The sequence below is a fragment of the Rhodococcus sp. SORGH_AS_0301 genome, assembly GCF_030818285.1.
Lineage (GTDB): Bacteria > Actinomycetota > Actinomycetes > Mycobacteriales > Mycobacteriaceae > Rhodococcoides.
Genome location: NZ_JAUTAC010000002.1, coordinates 4101086 through 4120378, shown reverse-complemented (window position 1 = coordinate 4120378; position 19293 = coordinate 4101086). Strand labels below are relative to the sequence as shown.

Genomic DNA, 19293 nt, shown 5'->3' with positions numbered 1-19293 from the left:
TCAGTTCCGGTCGACGTCGATCGGGTGGGTCGCCAGCATCGCCAGCGGCAGCGGCTGACGGCGCAACACCTGCGCCCACAGATCGACGCGCGGCGGGCCCACGACGTCGGACGGCAGCGCGGACACCACCATCCAGTCGTCCCGCTCGAGTTCTCCCTCGAGCTGTCCGAGCGTCCATCCCGAGTAGCCGGCGAAGATGCGCATGCCCTCCACCAGCGGGGCGATCGCAGCCGGGTCGGAGTCCAGGTCGACCATCACGACACGGCCGTCCACTCGACGGATGCCCCGCACGTCGTCGACGTCCACGCCGGACCGCAGCGTGGCCAGACACAGTGCGGAGTCGCGTTTGACGGGTCCGCCCACGTAGAGCGCTTTCGGGGACGCCGCGAGATCCGACCACTGCGGGAGCACGTTGTGCACAGCGGTCTCGCTCGGCCGATTGATGACGACGCCCAGGCTGCCGGCGTCGTTGTGCTCGATGATGTAGACCACGGTGCGACGGAACGTCGGTTCGACGAGTTCCGTGGACGAGACCAGCAGCGATCCCGGCCGCACCACCTGATCGGCCGACGCGGTCCGGTCCTCCGGTTCTTCTGCGTGTGCCACCTCCTCATCATGGCACCGGCAGCCTCGACAGTGCGAGAGATGACGCGCCGAGGCGGCGGTTAGTGTCACCCGCGTGACCCGAACGGAGCGGACCGGCGCCGTCGACGCGCTGCGATCCGTCCGACACGAGCCCGGAGCACCTCGTCTGGTCGCGCTGCGTGTCGCCTCTCAGTTCGGCGACGGCATGTTCCAGGCCGCCCTCGGAGGCGCGATTCTCTTCGACCCACAGCGCGGTGGCGATCCCGCTGCGATCGCCGCCGGCTTCGCGGTGCTCTTGTTGCCGTACTCGCTGATCGGCCCGTTCGCCGCGCGGATCCTCGACCGCGTCGATCGAGCGACCGTGCTCGCCCGCGCAGGCATCGTGAAGTCGCTCCTCATCCTCTGCGCCACCGGGCAACTCGTCGCGGGCGCCTCGACGACGGCCGTCCTGATCACGGCCCTCGCCGTCGTCGGAGTGAGCCGGTTCGTCCTGGCGGGCCTGTCCGCGTCGCTACCGCACGTCGTTCCGGTGCGATCGCTCGTCGCGACCAACGCCGCCCTGGTCACCGTCGGCGCAGTCGTCTCCGCCGTCGGCGCGTCGGTGGCTGTCCTGGTGCTCGGACTCGTCGGGCCGTCGGATCGGGCCACGGCCCTCGCGACGGCCGTGTCCGCCGTCGGTGCCGTCGCGGCGACTCTCCTCGCGCGCGGCTTCGCTTCCGGACGGCTGGGTCCCGGCGCCGCCTCGGTGTCCGCCCCGACCCGCCGCGTTTTCGCCGACTGGGTGTCCGGCTTCGTCGCGGTGCGCCGTACCCCGTCCGTCGCCGCCGCGCTGGTGGGAGTGGGTGCCCACCGGGTTGCCTTCGGCATCGACACCCTCGTGATGGTGCTGGTGCTGCGCGAGGGCGCGCGCTCGTCCGTCCTGCCCGGCGGTGTGGCGGGCTTCGGGTTGACGGTGGGCGCCGCCGCGGCGGGCATGTTCCTCGCCGCACTCGGCACGCCCGTTCTCCTGCCGCGCCTCGGTCGCACGCGCACAGTGGTCGGTGCGCTGGTCCTGGCCACGCTCACCCAGGCCACCCTCGTCGTCGGGCTGGTGCCGGACCTGCTGATCCTCGCGGCCTTTCTCCTGGGGTTCGCAGGTCAGACGGTCAAGCTGACCGCCGACGCGGCCATGCAGACGGACATCGACGACGACACCCGCGGACGCGTCTTCGGAGTACAGGACACCGTGTTCAACGTGGCGTTCGTCGGCGCCGTGGCGGGCGCGGCCCTCGTGATCGGTCCGGGGTCGACCGCGGTCGACACGTCCGCAGCCATCGTCTGCGTGATCGCCGGCGTCGTCGCCTACGCGGCGGCAGCGGCGATCGCGCTCCGGATCGGCGTCAGGACCTCGCGGCCCACCACGCCAGGAGCTCCTTCTCCGCATCCTCACGACTGAGCGGCCCGCGGTCGAGACGAAGCTCCTTCAGGAACTTCCACGCCTCTCCCACCTGCGGGCCGGCCGGAATGCCGAGCAGTTCCATGATGGCGTTGCCGTCCAGATCCGGACGCACCCTGGCCAGGTCCTCCTGCTCGGCGAGTGCCGCGATACGCCGCTCGAGATCGTCGTACGTCGCCTGCAGGGACGCTGCACGGCGCTTGTTGCGGGTGGTGCAGTCGGCGCGGACCAGCTTGTGCAGCCGGGGCAGCAGATCGCCGGCGTCGGTGACGTAACGACGCACGGCCGAATCGGTCCACTGACCCTTGCCGTAGCCGTGGAAACGCAGATGAAGGAAGACGAGCTGCGCGATGTCATCGGTCAGCTTCTTCGGGAACTTCAGTGCGCGCAGGCGGCGACGCACCATCTTGGCGCCCACCACCTCGTGGTGGTGGAAGCTCACCCCGCCGCCGGGCTCGTTGCGTTTGGTGTCGGGCTTGCCGATGTCGTGGAGCAGCGCCGCCCATCGGAGCACCAGGTCCGGATCGCCGTCCTCGAGGTCGATCGCCTGCTGCAGAACCGTGAGGGAGTGCTGATAGACGTCCTTGTGCTGGTGATGCTCGTCGATCTCGAGCGTCATCGCCGGCACCTCCGGGAGGATGCGGGCCGCGATCCCCGTCTCGCACAGGGCGTCGATGCCGTCGACGGCGAACTCGCCGAGAATCAGCTTGTCCAGCTCGGCGGTGACGCGTTCGACCGTGATCCGGTCGATCTGCTCCGCCATGTTCTCGATCGCCGCGCGGACCCGCGGCAGCATCGTGAAGCCGAGCTGGGCGACGAACCGCGCAGCGCGCAGCATCCGGAGCGGATCGTCGTCGAAGGACGCCTCCGGGGTGGTCGGCGTGTCCAGGACTCCCTCGAGCAGCGCGTCCAGGCCACCCAGGGGATCGACGAACTCGCCGGCCCCGTCCGGCCCGATCCGCACCGCCATGGCGTTGAGTGTGAAATCGCGCCGGACCAGGTCGTCCTCGAGCGTCGAGCCGTACTGCACGATCGGATTCCGGGACACCCGGTCGTACTTGTCGCTCCGGAACGTCGTGATCTCGATCTGCCGACCGTGCTTGACCGCACTGACGGTGCCGAAGTCGATGCCGGTGTCCCACTGATGGTCGGCCCAGCCCGCCAGCAGCGCCTGCACGTGCTCGGGCAGAGCGTTCGTCGTGAAGTCGAGGTCACTGCTCAAGCGGCCCAGGAGAGCGTCCCGGACGCTCCCGCCGACGAGGTACAACTCGTGGCCCGCCGCAGCGAACAGCGACCCCAGTGGACCGAGGATGTCGTCGTGCGCGCGCAGGGCCACGGCACCCGACGCGAGGAGCCGTGCGCGGCGGTCCGGATCGGTGGCAGGCGGGGGAGGCACGACGTCACACCCTACCGAGGCGCGCACTTCGCGGTGCGTCCCACCGGGAGCAGGGCGGACGGAACTAGTATCGATCGGGTGTCCGGTGCCGAGCGAGCCAAGAGAACACGTCGCGGTGTGCGACGGCGTCCTCGTGCCGCCGCCGACCCCGGAACACGAGGGGCCGACAAACCCACACTGCGCACCGTTCGGGAGACCTCGGCCGGCGGCCTGGTCGTCGACGGACTCGACGGACCCCGCGACGGACTGTGCGCCGCCCTCATCGGTCGCACCGACCGACGCGGCCGCCTGCTGTGGTCGCTGCCCAAGGGTCACATCGAGCAGGGCGAGACGCCCGAGCAGACCGCCGAGCGGGAAGTGGAGGAGGAGACCGGCATCACCGGGTCCGTCCTCGCGCCCCTGGGAAGCATCGACTACTGGTTCGTGACCGAGGGACGACGCGTCCACAAGACCGTCCACCACTACCTGCTGCGATCCCTCGGCGGCGAACTGTCGGACGAGGACGTCGAGGTCACCGAGGTGGCCTGGGTGCCGCTCAGCGAGCTGCACTCCCGGCTCGCGTACGCCGACGAGCGCAAACTCGCCGAGCGAGCCGGCGAGATGATCGACTCGATGGCGCGCGAGAAGTCCGCCGACACGCAGAATCCCCGACCGGTCTCCGACCTTCCCGCACCATCCCGACCGGTCTCCGACCTTCCCGCCTCCCCCCGACCGGTCTCCGACCTTCCCGCCGCCGAATGACCCGGTCCGCACCGACGGCCCGGCGCCTCGCCGTGGTCATGGCGATCCTCGCCGTGCTCGCCTGGCTGACCGTCCCCGCGGGAGCGCAACCCTCCACCCCGCCCAGCGACCCCACCACGACGCGGAGCACACCGTCGCCCTCGGCCACGCTGGCGCCACCGGACACCTCGATCGACGGCACGTTCCTGTCGATCTCCGTCGACGAGGTCACGCCGACCACCGTCTCCACCAGCAGTGCGCCGGTCGTCACCGTCACGGGAACGGTGACCAACGTCGGGGACCGCGCGGTCAGCGACATCTCGGTCCGGCTGCAGCGAGCACCCGCGGTACGCACGGCCGACGAACTCCGGACCTCGCTCACCGAGGATCAGGACCGCTTCGACACGGTCGGGCCCTTCGAGTCGCTCACCGGCGACGGATCGGACACCGCGCTGCAACGCGGCGACACGCTGCCGTTCGAGCTGACCCTGCCGCTGCGCTCGACCACCGGACCGTCACTTGGTCTGGATCGGCCGGGTGTCTATCCGATGATGGTGAACGTCAACGGCAACCCCGAGTACGGGCAGGAGGCACGGCTGGACGACGCCGCGTTCCTACTTCCCGTCGCGGGTCTGCCGCGGGACACCACGGTGCTCGATCCGGCCGCTCCCGATGCCGTTCCGCTTCCACCGGACACGGGACGCCCCGTCGCCACGACGCTGCTCTGGCCGCTGGCCGACCGCCCACACCTGGCGGCGGGCCTGCCCGGCACCGTCGACGAGGAGGTGCGACTGAACGACGACGACCTCGCCGCCTCGCTCTCCGCCGGCGGTCGACTCGAAGGACTGGTGTCGGCACTGGAGTTCGCGACCGGACCGACCGTCGACACCGAGGGCGCACTCGCGTCCTCGACGTGTCTCGCCGTCGATCCCGACCTGCTGGTCACCGTCTCGAGCATGACGCGGGGTTACCTCGTGGTCGACGACCCGGCCGATCCCACCGGCCCTGCCTCCGAGGGCAGCGGCGCCGTCGCCGCCGCGTCGTGGCTCGATCGCGTCCGCACCCTCGCGTCCTCGATGTGTGTCACCGCGGTGCCGTTCGCCCAGACCGACCTCGCGGCCGTCGCCGCCGTGGCCGACCCGGTTCTGACCTCTGCCGCGATCACGACTCCGGCGGACGTCGCCGACTCGATCCTCGGAGTCACGTCCCGCCGCGACGTCCTGTGGCCGGACGCGGGTGCTCTCGACGATGCGGGGGCGGGCATGGTCGCGGCGTCGGGCCGGACGGTCGCACTGCTCGCACAGGACGCCGTGCAGACCGTCAGTACGCCCGACACGGTGACCCTCGCGACCGATGCGGGCACCCCTCCGCTGCGTGCCGCGCTCTACGACACCGAGGTCTCCACCGCGCTGTCCGCGGTGGGCGAGCACCCGACGACCCCGTCCGTGACACCGCGTGAGCAGGTGTACGACGTCGCCGAGGACTCGCGCACGGCCCGATTGCAGGACGCGCTCGGCGCGTTGCACTTCGACGCGCTGAACGCCGGAGCCCCGGACACGGTCGCTGCCACGGACGGCCCACGATCACTCACCGTCGCGCCGCCACAGACCTGGACTCCCGACCGCGACGAGGCCTCCGCGGTGCTCGGCACCATCGCGGGCCTGTTCCGTAGCGGACTCGCGACGCCGCGCTCCCTGTCCGACCTGCTGGCGGTCCCGCCTCCGCTGGAGGCGGCCGAGTCGGACTACCCGGACGCGGCCGTGGAGGACGGCGCACCGGCCGACGTCCGCGATGTCGTGGCTGCCCAGAACGCCCGCATCGGTGCGCTGGCGGCCGCGCTGATCGACGATTCGCGTGCCGCGATCTCGCCCGCGCTGTACGTCGCTCCTCTCCGGGAGGATCTCCTGCGGGCGATGACCACGTCGGACCGTCGAGGCGGGCAGCGCGGGGAGTCGGATCAGGCCGCGCGCCGCCGTGCCGCCGACGTCACCGCCGGCCTGGACCGGCTGTACGGATCCGTGACGATCCTCGCGCCCGGCGGTGTCTTCACCCTCGCCTCGGAGGCCAGCCCGCTGCTGTTGGTCGCGCGGAACGATCTGCCCATCGGCATCACCGTCGACCTGGCGGTCGACGCGCCCGACGCGATGCAGATCGAGAACATCGGCCCGCAGCAGCTGCCCCCACGGGGAAGTCGTTCTCTGCAGATCCCCGCTCGAGTGAGCGATTCGCGCAAGATGGTGGTGGAGTTCTCCCTGAGCACCACCGACGGGACGCGACTCGGGCAGGCTGCGACCGTCAATGTGCGGTCCAATGCGTACGGTCGTGCTTTGGCGATCATCACAGCAGGCGCCGGTGCGCTCCTGCTGCTGCTCGCGGGCCGACGGTTGTGGCACCGGTTCCGGGGCCAACCGGATCCCGCCGACGAACAGTAAGGATTCTCGATGACGGGGAGCATTCCTCACGGGCGACGGGACGCCGTACCGCGGGCGCCTCGCGCGCCCTGGGAGCGCAGCTCCGATGGGGCGCAGCAGCGCAGCTCCGACGCGGCTCAGGATCCGATGATGGTGCCCACGAGCGTCGCGCCCCCGGTCCGTCCTGCCGCCCCGACCCGCATCCCCCCGGCCGCGGCGTCACCGCAGCCGGCGTCCGGCTCCAGCTCCTCCCGCCTGCTCTCCGCGACGGGTGCGATCGCGTTCGCGACGTTGATCAGCCGCATCACCGGATTCGCCAAGCAACTGCTGCTGGTGACGGTGCTGGGCACCACCGTCGCCACGTCGTACACCGTCGCGAGTGTCATCCCCAACATGATCGCCGAGCTCGTCCTCGGTGCCGTGCTGACGGCCATCGTCGTGCCGGTGCTGGTGCGGGCGGAGAGCGAGGACGCCGACAACGGCCGTGCTTTCGTGCGCAGGCTCTTCACGGCTGCGCTGACCATGCTGATCCTCGCGGCGGTGCTGGCGACGGCCGCGGCGCCACTGCTCACGCGCTACGTCTTCCTGTCGGAGGACGGCCAGGTGAACACGGGCCTCACCACCGCACTCCTTCTCCTGCTGTTGCCCGCGATCCTGTTCTACGGCCTCTCCGCACTGTTCACGGCGATCCTGAACACTCGGCAGAACTTCAAGCCCGGTGCCTGGGCACCCGTGCTCAACAACCTGGTGGTGCTCGCCGTCCTGGTGATCTACCTACTCGTACCGGGCGAGATCTCCCTCGATCCGGTGCGCATCAGCGACCCGAAGCTGCTGGTGCTGGGCGTCGGCATCACGCTCGGCGTCGTGGTCCAGGCCCTGAGTCTGGTGCCCGCGCTGCGGCGCAACAAGATCGATCTGCGCCCGCTGTGGGGGCTCGACGACAGGCTGCGTCAGTTCGGCGGCATGGCCGTCGCGATCGTGCTCTACGTCGTCATCAGTCAGGCCGGCATGGTGTTCGCGACGCGCATCTCCTCGCACGTCGACCCCGCCGGCCCGCTCATCTACAACCAGGCCTGGATCCTGCTGCAGCTGCCGTACGGCGTGCTCGGCGTGACGGTGCTGACGGCGATCATGCCCCGGCTCAGCCGCAACGCCGCCGCCAAGGACACCCCGGCCGTCGTCGACGACCTGTCGGTGGCCACCCGGATGACCATGCTCGCGCTCATCCCGGTCATCGGCTTCCTCACCGTGGCCGGCCCGCAGGTCGGCGAGGCTCTGTACGGCTACGGCAACTTCGGCGCAGCCGACGCCGAGCGACTCGGTGAAGCCGTCAGCTGGTCGGCCTTCACCCTCGTTCCCTACTCGCTCGTCCTGATCCACCTGCGGGTCTTCTACGCCCGCGAGCAGGCGTGGACGCCCACGTGGATCGTTCTCGGCATCACCGGCGTCAAGATCGCGCTGTCCGCCCTGACGCCGTTCCTGGCGACGTCGGATCGATCCGTGGTCCTGTTGCTCGGCGCGGCCAACGGTCTCGGCTACATCACCGGGGCGATCATCGGATGGATGCTGCTGCGTCGCAGCCTCGGCGAACTACGACTCGCGGGAGTCCGGCGCACGGTCGCGGCGACGCTGATCTCCACCGCGATCGGCATGCTCGCGGTGTTCGCGGCCGACACGGCCCTCGGGCTCGACCGTCTGACCGGACCGGGCGCGCTGCTCCGCGTCGCTTTCGGCGGCGCAGTCATGCTGCTGATCACCGGTCTGTGCCTGTACCGGGCACGGATCCCGGAAATCGAATCCATCACCGTCGCGGTGGCGCGTCGCCTCGGCCGCGCCCCGGCCGTGACGTCCGGACCTGTGACGACAGCGCATGTCGGGACCGATCCGATGTATGCGGAGACCGAGTTGATCCCCGCGATCGGCGGCCCCGACATGCCCCCGGTGGGTCGGCCGACCGAGGGGTTCGGTCGGGCCACCGGCGCGGGTCGGCTCCCGTACCCTGACAGGCGAGTGGACCCGCGAGCACACGGCGGGTCCCGCGCGCCGATGTACACCGGAGACGAGTCGGAGACGACGATCATCCCCGCGTACACCGGCGCGTTCACGACCAGTAGTGACGAAGGAGTGTCAGTGACCGACGACGAGGGTGCACGGGGGCGTACGCCGTCCGAGGCCGAGGACGCCGCTCAGCCCGGTGGCGTGTCCACCGACGACCGTCGCGTCGCCGACTCCGATGCCGCCACCGGGTCGTCCGAGGACACCGACCGGCAGCACGACGCGTCCACCACGGATCCGATCGAGTCGAGCCCCGACGTGTCCGGCCAGGGCGACGTCACCGAGACCGAGCGCACGGCCGACGAGACCGAGTCCGGACTCGTCGACACCGGCGTCATGCCGGTCGGATCGCCCACGCTGCCCCCGGCCGTCCCCGTCGCCGAGTCGCCCCGCACACCGTTGCGCGGACCGAAGCTCATCCCCGGCGCGTCGGTCGCCGGCGGGCGCTACCGCCTTCTCGCACCGCACGGCGGCGCACGCGGCCTCAAGTTCTGGCAGGCCCACGACGTCAAGCTCGACCGCGAGGTGGCCCTGACGTTCGTCGACGCCGACCAACGATCGACCGGCGACGCCCCCGAGCGCGCCGACGGCCCGCAGGCCGTGCTGTCCCGGACTCTGCGCCTGGGCCGGATCAACTCGCCCGGCCTCGCCCGCGTCCTCGACGTCGTCCGCGGCAGCTCGGGCGGCATCGTCGTCGCGGAGTGGACTCGCGGACGATCCCTGCGCGAGATGGCCGACACGGAACCGTCGCCCCTGGGCGCCGCCAACGCCATCAAGTCGCTGGCCGCTGCGGCCGAGGCCGCCCATCGCGGCGGCGGCGCACTGTCCATCGACCACCCGGACCGTGTGCGCATCAGCATCAAGGGTGACGCCGTTCTCGCGTTCCCGGCCACCTTCGGTGATGCCGATCCCGGCTCCGACGTACGCGGACTGGGCGCGATGCTCTACGCCCTGATCACCGCGCGGTGGCCCCTGGGCGACCCGTCGGGCCCCGCGACCGTCGGCGGGATGCGCATCGCCGATCGCACGGCGTCCGGTGCGGCCGTCGAGCCCCGCGAGATCCGCCCCGACGTACCGTTCGAGATCTCCGCCGTCGCCGTGCGTGCCCTCGAGCAGAACAGCGGCATCCGGACCGCCGCCACCGTGCAGCACATCCTCGGCCAGGCCGCGGTGGTCAACGAGAAGACCGAGATGATCCCCGCACTGCGGCTGGGTCAGCGGCCGCCCGGATCGACCGGTCACGCACTCGCCGACCCCGACGACGAGCCGCCCGCGGACCGCTCCAACGTCATGGTCGCCGCGTTGGTGGGCCTCGGAGTCCTCACTGTCGTGGTGCTCGGCCTCGTCGGCTGGTGGCTCGCCAACCTGTTCGCCGGCGGCGGTTCCGACGAACCTCTCACCGAGCAGAACTTCGGGCTCACGACGTCCGCGTCGGCTCCGGCCGCGCCCGGAGAGGCGGCACCCGCGCCGACCACCGTGCCCGTCGCTCTGTCGTCCGTCGACGTATTCTCACCGCAGGGCACCCCGGACAACCCGGGCACCGTCGACAACGTGGCCGACAACGACGCGGGGACGGTGTGGGAGACGGACTCGTACTTCAACCCGTTCCCGTCCCTCAAGTCCGGCGTCGGCATCATGGCGACGCTCGACCAGGAGACCACTCCAGCCAGCGTCTACGTGAACTCGCCGTCGCCCGGCACGGTCGTCGAGATCCGGTCGGCCACCAGCGCGACACCCAGCCTGGACGAGACCCAGGTGATCGGGTCCGCGACGCTCGGCAACGGCCTCACCGACATCGCCGTCACACCCGACGGCCCCGTCCGGTACGTGCTGTTCTGGATCACGGATCTCAGCACAGCCGGTGGCGGCAACCAGAGCACCATCGCGGACATCGGGGTCTCCGCAGCATCCTGATCGCCGCGTGTCGTGCGCTGTCACAACAGATTTCGTGACCAGCTCGGACGGTTCGTTTCTGGGCTAGCCTCCGCGGGTGCGACAAATCGGGGGAGTCGCGGGTGGTGAGGCCACGGACGGCGAGCTGCTCGCGGCGCACATCGCGGGGGACGCGACGGCTTTCGCCGTGCTCGTACGGCGCCACCAGGACCATCTCTGGCTCACGGCACGGAGGGCCAGCTACTCCGCGGAGGACGCGGCGGACTCCCTCCAGGAGGCGCTGCTGTCCGCGCACCGCACCGCCGCCTCGTTCCGTGCGGACGCCGCCGTCCGCAGTTGGCTGCACCGGATCGTCGTCAACGCGTGCCTCGACCGCATCCGCCGCAATCGCGTCCGACCCACCGTGCCGCTCGGGGAGGAGACCCGCGAGCCACGTGATCCCTTCGACCGCTACGCCGACGTCGATCTCTCCCTCGTCGTCGAGAAGGCACTGTTCTCACTCCCTTCCGACCAGCGCGCCGCGATCGTCGCCGTCGACATGGAGGGGTACTCCGTCGCCGATGCCGCCGCGGCGCTCGGGGTTCCCGTCGGCACGATCAAGAGCCGTTGCGCCCGGGGCCGTCAGAAGCTCGCCGTCGTCCTCGCCTCCGTCCGTGTGCAGAACTCGGACGAGTGAGGGGAACCGGGGACCCGCCGCGGGCGTCCAATCTGTCATGGCGACAGACGAGGCGGTGACGTGTCCGTGACCGACCGCGCTCCCCTCACTCCCGACCTCCTCGCCGACCTGCACGCGGGCCTGCTCCCGGAGGACGAGGCCGCCCGCATCCGCGAGCGCGTCGAGACCGATCCCGAGGCAGCGGCCCGTCTGGCCGACCTGGACGCCGTCGTCGACATGGTGCGCGCACGGGGCGCCGATCTCACCGCCGGTGTCACGATGCCGCCCGACGTCGCCGCGCGACTGCACGGCGCACTCACCGGAGTACCGCGGGACGAGTTGGCGGCACGACGCTCGGTCCGACGCACCCGGATCCCGATCATCGCGGCGGCCGCGGCGATCGTCGCGCTGGTGGGGGCCGGTGCCGGCCTGGCACTCGCGTCCATCGAGACGGTCGGGGGCGGTGATCAGGTGATCGCCTCGGCCCGGCCACTCGACGACCGCACGGTGTTGTCCGTCGTCGGGTCGGTCGATCGAGGCCGCTTCGTCGATGCCGCCGTGCTGGCCGGTTGCCTCGAGGCCAACGGCATCCCGGCGTCGGCCACGGTGGTCGGATCCGGCCCGGTCACCCTGGACGGCATCGAGGCGACCCTTCTCGTCACGGCCGGGACCACGCCCGGTTCGCTCGTCGCGGTCGCTGTGGGCGACTCCTGCGGTCCGGACGATCCGGACACGGTCTCGCGCGCGGAGATCGGCTGACACGCCCGGTGCCGTCGCCTCGGGCCGCCTGCCTCGAGTGAGGGAACAACGTCTCCTGACCTAGTGTTGAGGGCATCAGAGGGCGAGCGCTGGAGCGCCGACCCTGGTTCCACACACGATCTCGGAAGGCGAAGATGACTACTTCGGACATCCACGACCTGATCATCGTCGGGTCCGGTCCCGCCGGCTACACCGCTGCGGTGTACGCCGCTCGCGCGGAGCTGAAGCCCCTGGTGTTCGAGGGCACCCAGTTCGGCGGCGCGCTGATGACCACGACCGAGGTGGAGAACTTCCCCGGCTTCCGTGACGGCATCATGGGCCCCGACCTCATGGAGCAGATGCGCGAGCAGGCCATGCGATTCGGCGCCGACATCCGCACCGAGGACGTCGAGGAGCTGTCACTGACCGGTGACGTCAAGACCGTGACCGTCGACGGCACCGAGTACCGTGCCCGCGCGATCATCCTGGCCATGGGTGCCGCCGCACGCTACCTCGGTGTTCCCGGAGAGCAGACGCTGCTCGGCCGCGGCGTCTCCGCGTGTGCGACATGCGACGGCTTCTTCTTCCGCGACCAGGACATCGCCGTCATCGGTGGTGGCGACTCCGCCATGGAGGAGGCCACCTTCCTCACCCGTTTCGCGCGCTCGGTCACCATCGTGCACCGCCGCGAGGAGTTCCGTGCGTCGCGCATCATGCTCGAGCGCGCCAAGGAGAACGAGAAGATCACGTTCGTCACCAACGCCGATGTGGTCGAGGTACAGGGTGAGTCCGGCGTGACGGGTCTGAAGATCCGCGACACCCGCTCCGGTGAGGAGCGCGTCCTCGATGTCACCGGCGTGTTCGTCGCCATCGGCCACGACCCCCGCTCCGAGCTCGTCCGCGGACAGGTCGAGCTCGACGACGCGGGCTACGTGGTGGTTCAGGCGCCCACCACGTCCACCTCCATCGACGGTGTCTTCGCGGCCGGCGACCTGGTGGATCACGTCTACCAGCAGGCCATCACCGCGGCCGGTACCGGCTGCGCCGCGTCCATCGACGCCGAGCGCTGGCTCGCCGACCAGGGCGACATCACCGAGAACACGCTCGAGAACGTCGACGTCGACGTCGACGTCGACGTCGTGAGTGTCTGAGCACCGTCCATCCCGCTACGTCCGGCACACGAGAGGCACGAGAACATGACCGACAAAAACACCGTCACCATCAGTGACGACACCTTCGCCACCGAGGTCCTGCAGAGCGAGAAGCCCGTCCTGGTCGACTTCTGGGCGACGTGGTGCGGACCGTGCAAGATGGTCGCACCGGTGCTCGAGGAGATCGCCGGAGAGCACGCGGACAAGATCACCGTCGCCAAGCTCGACATCGACGCGAATCCGCAGGCAGCGCGTGACTTCAAGGTGATGTCCATCCCCACCATGATCCTGTTCCAGAACGGTGAGCCCGTGAAGACCATCGTCGGAGCCAAGGGTAAGGCCGCGCTGCTGCGCGACCTGGACGGCGTCCTCGCCTGACCTGACATTCCCGCACCACCACACGCCCGGCCTGTTCATGACACGCCGGGCGTGTGTGCGTTCTGCGGCCGGGACGATTGTGGGAGGAGCATGATCTTCTGAGACAATCGTCCATCAGGAACACCCACCGGGGACGTGTACCGCCGGTCGCCGTTGCGACCGGTCACGAAGAAGGGTCGACGACAGTATGAAGCCACTCCGCCACGGCGATCGAGGTCCAGCCGTCGCGGAGGTCCGGGACATCCTCTCGGGTCTCGGCTTCCTGCCTCCCTCGGCCGCGGTGGACGGCGACACTGCCTGGGCGGAGCCGGACGTCCTGTTCGACGCCGCTCTCGACGAGGCAGTCCGCGCGTTCCAACAGCAGCGCGGTCTCCTGGTCACCGGCGAGGTCGACACCGCCACGTACCGCTCGGTGAAGGAGGCATCCTTCCGACTCGGCGCCCGCACCCTGATCTACCAGCTCTCCGCTCCGCTGTACGGCGACGACGTCGCCACCCTGCAGCGTCGCCTGCAGGACCTCGGGTTCTACAACGGACGGGTCGACGGCTACTTCGGTGGCGAGACGCACGAGGGTCTGTCGTCCTTCCAGAGCGAGATCGGACTGTCGCCCGACGGCATCTGTGGACCCGCCACCCTGCGTGCCCTCGACCTGCTCGGCACCAGGGTCACCGGCGGATCGCCGCACGCGATCTCCGAGGAGGAGCTCGTCCGTCGGTCGGGACCGCAGCTGACGGGCAAGCGCATCGTGATCGACCCGGGACTGGGTGGCGTGAACTCCGGCATGGTCGTCCAGACCCCCGACGGTCCGCTGACCGAGGAGGCGATCCTGTGGGATCTCGCCGGACGGCTCGAGGGGCGCATGGCGGCGACCGGTATGGAGACGTACCTGTCGCGTGCCCGGTCCGCGGATCCCAGCACGGCTGAGCGTGCCGAGACCGCCAACGGTATCGGCGCCGACCTCATGATCTCGCTGCGCTGCAGCAGCTACCCGTCGCCGGTGGCGCACGGTGTGGCCAGCTTCCACTTCGGCAATTCACACGGCTCCGCGTCGCTCATCGGTCAGGTGCTCACCAGCTACATCCAGCGTGAGATCGTGGCACGGACCTCGTTGCAGGACTGCCGGAGTCACGGTCGCACGTGGGACCTGCTGCGTCTGACCAACATGCCGACCGTGCAGCTCGAGCTGGGTTACCTCACCAGCCACGAGGACGTCGAGGTGCTCGCCGATCCGCGGATGCGCGACATCATCGCGGAGGCCGTCCTCGTCGCGGTGAAGCGCCTGTATCTCCTCGGCCAGGACGATCAGCCGACGGGAACGTTCACCTTCGCCGAGCTGCTCGCCTACGAGCTGTCTGTCGCCGAGGGCGCCTGACACTCGTCCGTCCGGCCGGCCGGACGTCGCTCAGCGAGCCCCGACGGGCACGCGAGCATCGGCCTCCACCACGGTGAGTGCTGCAGCCTCCAGCAACCGCTCGAGCGCAGCCTCCACGTCTTCCTTCCACCCGTGGTCCCGATCGAGCTCCAACCGGAGCCGCGGGAACCGGTGATGCGGAGCCACGACCTCGAAGCCGTACTTCTCGAGGAAGTCGGCGTCGATCATGCAGGTCGCCTCCCCGCACGGGGGGGTGTCGATGAGGGACCGGCGTTCGTCGACCTCGTTATCCTCGAGCCGGACTCCGAACGCCTCGAGAGCTCGCACACCACGGTTGACGAGATCGCGCACCACTGCGTGCAGGAGCGTGTCCCGAATTCCGTCACCGTCCTCCTCGGACAGCGGTGAGTAGAGCGACGTCAACAGGACTGCATCCGGGCTGACCGGTGCGGTGGGGAAGTGCGCGACTCGGGGCACGGCGCCGGGAGGTGCGTACAGAGCGCACCCCACCGAGTCGGAGGATGCCGGTACATCGGCGCCCGCGACATCGGTGGCGACCTGTCCGCACGGACCCCACTCGAGCATGACCATCGACAGCCACGCTTCCTTCTCGAATTCGGTGTCGACGAGAGTTGCCGTGGAGGGGGCCGCGGGATCCATGGTCCAGAAGACGCACTGGCGGTCGTGTGCCGGCAGCGCATCGAATCCGCCGAGGGTGAGTGTGGAGACGACGATCGACACGCGTTGACTCAGCCTCCGTACCCCGACTCGCGGCGGCGACGAGCCTCCGCGACTGTGTGTGCCCCTTCAGGATAAGCGATAGGCCTCTCCCGAGGACACCACGTCGCCCGTCAGGCGAAAGTCGAAGCAGTGCACTGACTTTCGGTTCCGATAGCGCAGTTACGTCACAGTGACGAAAGGAGCGTGGGTGGCCGTACCCGCGATCGACGCGGTCACGACGACTTCTGGCGTTCCATCATCTCCACGATGCGCTGAAGGTCGTCCACCGAGCCGAACTCGACCACGATCTTGCCTTTACGCTTGCCGAGGCTCACGGTGACACGGGTGTCGAACGATTCGGAGAGCCGCTCCGCGACGTCCTGCAGACCCGGCATCTGGATCGGCTTGCGTTTCGGAGCCGGGGCCGGCGCAGCCGGGTCCTCCCGATTCGCGAGAGTCACCGCCTCTTCGGTGGCTCGCACCGACATGCCCTCGGCCACGATGCGTGCCGCCAACTCCTCCTGTGCCGCGGCGCCCGCCTCGAGCGACAACAGTGCTCGAGCGTGACCGGCGGACAGAACGCCCGCCGCCACGCGCCTCTGTACGGGAATGGGGAGCCGCAGAAGCCTGATCATGTTGGTGATGACGGGGCGTGATCGACCCAGCCGCGCAGCGAGCTGATCATGCGTCACGTCGAACTCCTCGAGGAGCTGCTGGTACGCAGCCGCCTCTTCGAGGGGGTTCAGCTGGACCCGATGGATGTTCTCGAGGAGCGCGTCGCGGAGGAGCGTGTCGTCGGCTGTCTCGCGCACGATCGCCGGAATCGCGTCGAGTCCGGCTTCCTGGCTCGCCCGCCATCGGCGCTCACCCATGACCAACTGGTAGCGATCGTCGCCGATCTGGCGGACCACGATCGGCTGCATGAGGCCGAACTCGCGGATCGAGTGCACCAGTTCGTCGAGCGCTTCCTGCTCGAACACCGAGCGCGGCTGCTTCGGATTCGGTTCGATCTTGCTGGGTGCGATCTCCCGATAGACCGCGCCGGCGGGCGAGAGGTCGTCCTCCACGATGGACGGTGGGGTGGGGGACGGAGCCGTCGCCGTGCGGGACTCGCCACCGATGACGACGTCCGCGGCCGCCGATCCCAGGCCGGAACTCTGACCGGCGGATGTCGGAATGAGAGCCGCCAGACCGCGGCCGAGACCGCCCTTCTTGGTCGAACTCATGCCGTTCCCTCCGCTGCTGCGTTCATGCTCGCGCTCCGCGCTGCCATCTCACGCCCCGCGTCGAGATAGGACATGGCGCCACGTGAACCCGGGTCGTAGTCCAAGACGGTCATTCCGTATCCGGGAGCTTCGGAGACCTTCACGCTGCGAGGAATCACCGACTTGAGTACGGCATCACCGAAGTGCTTGCGCACCTCGTCGGCCACCTGGTCGGCGAGCTTGGTTCGGCCGTCGTACATCGTGAGGATCACGGTGGACACGTGCAGACGCGGATTGAGGTGCGCCTGGACCAACTCGATGTTGCGCAGCAGCTGACCGACGCCTTCCAGTGCGTAGTACTCGCACTGGATGGGGATGAGCACCTCCGTTGCCGCGACCATCGCGTTGACGGTCAGGAGTCCGAGCGACGGCGGGCAGTCGATGAGGACGAAGTCGATCTGCAGATCGTCGAGCGCCGCGCTGGACAACGCGGTCTTGAGTCGACCTTCGCGAGCCACCATGGAGACCAGCTCGATCTCGGCGCCTGCCAGATCGATCGTCGCCGGGATGCACATCAGGCGATCGTTCTTCGGGCTGCGTTGAATGGCCTCCACGGCGGTGATCTCACCGAGGAGCAGCTCGTAGCTGGACGGGGTGCCCGACGTGTGGACGGCGCCGAGAGCCGTGGACGCATTGCCCTGGGGATCCAGATCGACGACCAGAACAGACAGTCCCTGCACAGCGAGTGCCGCGGCGATGTTCACCGCCGTCGTCGTCTTGCCGACGCCGCCCTTCTGGTTGGCGATCGTCAGCACTCTCCGGACCGGGGGGCGCGGCAGAGCGACGCCGCTCTTGTGCAGAACCTGGCTCGCGCGCTGCGCCGCCGCACCGATGGGGGTGTCGTCCGACGTGATGGGGGAGTAGCCGTAGGACTCCGATACCGATCGTGTTTCACGTGAAACGTCGACGGCGGGTGTTTCACGTGAAACAGCGGCTTCGGATTCACCCGACATGACTTGCTCCTTCGACAACGATCGATCCACGCAGACGTCAGCGTGAGCCGGCGGAGAACTTGGGGACGCGGTTACCACGCACAGCGCGCTCCGCGCGTACAACGATAGTCGGTGTGGGAACGACGCCCTCACCACACTGCAACACCTGGAAGTTCTTCGCGCCTATCCGCGTGAGCGTCCCGGAGTCGCGATCGATCTCCTCCTGCGCCGTGCTGCCCTTCAAGGCGAGCATCACGCCGCCCTCGTGCACGAGGGGCAGGGACCAGCGCGCCAACTTCTCCAACGGGGCAACCGCACGCGACGTGACGATGTCACAACCGCCGGCTTCTTTGATGACGCCCGGCTGCTCGGCTCGTCCGCGCACCACCGTCACGTCGAGACCGAGTTGCTCCACGATCTCTGCGAGATACACCGTGCGCCGTAGGAGCGGCTCGACGAGGAACACGGACAGATCAGGTCGAGCGATCGCGAGAGGGATCCCTGGCAGCCCGGCACCACTGCCGACGTCGACCACGCTGGCGCCCTCGGGGATGAGCTCTCCGATCACGGCGCAATTCAGGAGATGACGCTCCCACAGCCGAGGGACCTCGCGCGGACCGATCAATCCTCTGACGACACCGTCACCCTTCAAGGAGTCGTAGTACGCCCGAGCCGTGTCGGCACGGTCACCGAACACTCGAACGATGGCATCGTCGACCCACGCTGGAGTCGCGGACTCTTCCTCATGTTCCACGTGAAACATCCTCTCGCGTCGTCCTGAGTGGTCGTGAACCACACTCGTGTAATTCTGCTGACGCCGGGCGCCACGCGCTGGAGGCAGTCTAGTGACGACCGCAGACATTCCTCACCCGCCGAGACGTCGTCCGACCCCGGGCACGAGAAAGGGGCGCGGTCCGTGGACCGCGCCCCTTGTCGACTCCGTCGTCAGATCACTCCTTGACGACGACCACGTGTCGATTCGGCTCGACGCCGTCACTCTCACTCGTCACACCGGCGATCGTCGCCACAGCGTCGTGCACGATCTTGCGCTCGAACGGGGTCATCGGCTCCAGAGGTTCGCTGTCACCGGACGCCGCGACGCGCTCAGCGGCCTCGGTTCCCAGTCGCGTCAACTCCTCGCGGCGGCCCGCACGCCATCCGGCCACATCGAGCATCAGCTTGCTGCGGTCGCCCGTCGACTGCTGCACAGCGAGACGCGTCAGTTCCTGCAGTGCGTCGAGTACCTCACCCTTGCGACCGACCAGCTTGTTGAGATCCTTGCCGCCGTCGATGCTGACGACTGCACGGTCACCCTCCACGTCGAGGTCGATGTCGCCGTCGAAGTCGAGGACGTCGAGCAACTGCTCCAGGTAGTCGCCCGCGATCTCGCCCTCCTCGACGAGGTAGTCCTCGGCGTCACCCTCGGGCTCGTCCGCCTCTGTGTCTGATTCCGGGGTCACGGGAGCAGCGGCCACCACGGTGTCGTCTGCCGAGGCCTCGACCTCGGGTGTGCTCTGCTCGTCCGTCTTCGAATCGATGGTCACGTTGTCGTCCATTTCCGTTCGCACTCGTATCACTTCACGTGGT

General features: G+C 69.3%; 16 protein-coding genes. 9 read left to right on the top strand and 7 right to left on the bottom strand.

All coding sequences use genetic code 11. The features are described from left to right. Entirely contained in the window at positions 1 to 606 is a 606-nt protein-coding gene (locus QE397_RS20110) for a YqgE/AlgH family protein (protein ID WP_027505973.1), read from the bottom strand. Between the two features lie 73 nt (positions 607 to 679). On the opposite strand from QE397_RS20110, the gene QE397_RS20105 reads away from it, so the two are divergent. After that, positions 680 to 2020, top strand: coding sequence for an MFS transporter (locus QE397_RS20105; RefSeq protein ID WP_307096929.1), 1341 nt, complete (start codon positions 680 to 682; stop codon positions 2018 to 2020). On the opposite strand, the gene QE397_RS20100 is transcribed toward QE397_RS20105, so the two are convergent. Further along, a complete protein-coding gene (locus QE397_RS20100) occupies positions 1965 to 3416 on the bottom strand; it encodes a CCA tRNA nucleotidyltransferase (RefSeq protein ID WP_222629431.1) in 1452 nt (483 codons plus the stop codon). The two genes, QE397_RS20105 and QE397_RS20100, sit on opposite strands and share 56 nt — an antisense overlap. Before the next feature lie 78 nt (positions 3417 to 3494). On the opposite strand from QE397_RS20100, the gene QE397_RS20095 reads away from it, so the two are divergent. The 8 genes from QE397_RS20095 (at position 3495) to QE397_RS20060 (ending at position 14789) form a co-directional block, all read left to right on the top strand. Continuing rightward, a complete protein-coding gene (locus tag QE397_RS20095) occupies positions 3495 to 4157 on the top strand; it encodes an NUDIX hydrolase (protein WP_222637845.1) in 663 nt (220 codons plus the stop codon). Beyond that, positions 4154 to 6568: a DUF6049 family protein gene (locus tag QE397_RS20090; RefSeq protein WP_307096924.1), complete on the top strand. Its 2415-nt coding sequence runs from the start codon at positions 4154 to 4156 to the stop codon at positions 6566 to 6568. The genes QE397_RS20095 and QE397_RS20090 overlap by 4 nt, the downstream gene beginning before the upstream one ends. 126 nt (positions 6569 to 6694) lie before the next feature. Then, positions 6695 to 10516, top strand: a complete 3822-nt coding sequence (gene murJ, locus QE397_RS20085) for a murein biosynthesis integral membrane protein MurJ (protein ID WP_373425305.1) — start codon at positions 6695 to 6697, stop codon at positions 10514 to 10516. A gap of 76 nt (positions 10517 to 10592) precedes the next feature. Next, positions 10593 to 11171: an RNA polymerase sigma factor SigM gene (sigM, locus tag QE397_RS20080; RefSeq protein WP_307096920.1), complete on the top strand. Its 579-nt coding sequence runs from the start codon at positions 10593 to 10595 to the stop codon at positions 11169 to 11171. Between the two features lie 60 nt (positions 11172 to 11231). Then, positions 11232 to 11909, top strand: coding sequence for a hypothetical protein (locus tag QE397_RS20075; RefSeq protein ID WP_307096918.1), 678 nt, complete (start codon positions 11232 to 11234; stop codon positions 11907 to 11909). A gap of 134 nt (positions 11910 to 12043) precedes the next feature. Continuing rightward, positions 12044 to 13039, top strand: a complete 996-nt coding sequence (gene trxB, locus QE397_RS20070; protein ID WP_307096916.1) for a thioredoxin-disulfide reductase — start codon at positions 12044 to 12046, stop codon at positions 13037 to 13039. 45 nt (positions 13040 to 13084) lie between these two features. Then, the gene (gene trxA, locus QE397_RS20065) at positions 13085 to 13417 is read left to right on the top strand and encodes a thioredoxin (RefSeq protein WP_027505953.1); all 333 of its coding nucleotides are present in this window, start codon (positions 13085 to 13087) and stop codon (positions 13415 to 13417) included. 187 nt (positions 13418 to 13604) lie between these two features. Further along, positions 13605 to 14789 carry an N-acetylmuramoyl-L-alanine amidase gene (locus tag QE397_RS20060; protein WP_027505952.1) on the top strand — a complete coding sequence of 395 codons (1185 nt, stop codon included), beginning with the start codon at positions 13605 to 13607 and terminating at the stop codon, positions 14787 to 14789. A 30-nt stretch (positions 14790 to 14819) separates the two neighbouring features. On the opposite strand, the gene QE397_RS20055 is transcribed toward QE397_RS20060, so the two are convergent. The 5 genes from QE397_RS20055 to QE397_RS20035 form a co-directional block, all read right to left on the bottom strand. Continuing rightward, positions 14820 to 15530: a hypothetical protein gene (locus tag QE397_RS20055; RefSeq protein ID WP_027505951.1), complete on the bottom strand. Its 711-nt coding sequence runs from the start codon at positions 15528 to 15530 to the stop codon at positions 14820 to 14822. Positions 15531 to 15742: 212 nt separating this feature from the next. Continuing rightward, positions 15743 to 16735 carry a ParB/RepB/Spo0J family partition protein gene (locus QE397_RS20050; protein ID WP_307096913.1) on the bottom strand — a complete coding sequence of 331 codons (993 nt, stop codon included), beginning with the start codon at positions 16733 to 16735 and terminating at the stop codon, positions 15743 to 15745. Beyond that, the gene (locus QE397_RS20045; protein ID WP_307096911.1) at positions 16732 to 17727 is read right to left on the bottom strand and encodes a ParA family protein; all 996 of its coding nucleotides are present in this window, start codon (positions 17725 to 17727) and stop codon (positions 16732 to 16734) included. Before QE397_RS20045 ends, QE397_RS20050 begins: the two co-directional genes overlap by 4 nt. A gap of 37 nt (positions 17728 to 17764) precedes the next feature. Further along, positions 17765 to 18469: a 16S rRNA (guanine(527)-N(7))-methyltransferase RsmG gene (gene rsmG / locus QE397_RS20040; RefSeq protein WP_027505948.1), complete on the bottom strand. Its 705-nt coding sequence runs from the start codon at positions 18467 to 18469 to the stop codon at positions 17765 to 17767. Positions 18470 to 18656: 187 nt separating this feature from the next. Continuing rightward, entirely contained in the window at positions 18657 to 19262 is a 606-nt protein-coding gene (locus QE397_RS20035) for a protein jag (RefSeq protein WP_081821301.1), read from the bottom strand. Between the last annotated feature and the right edge of the window lie 31 nt (positions 19263 to 19293).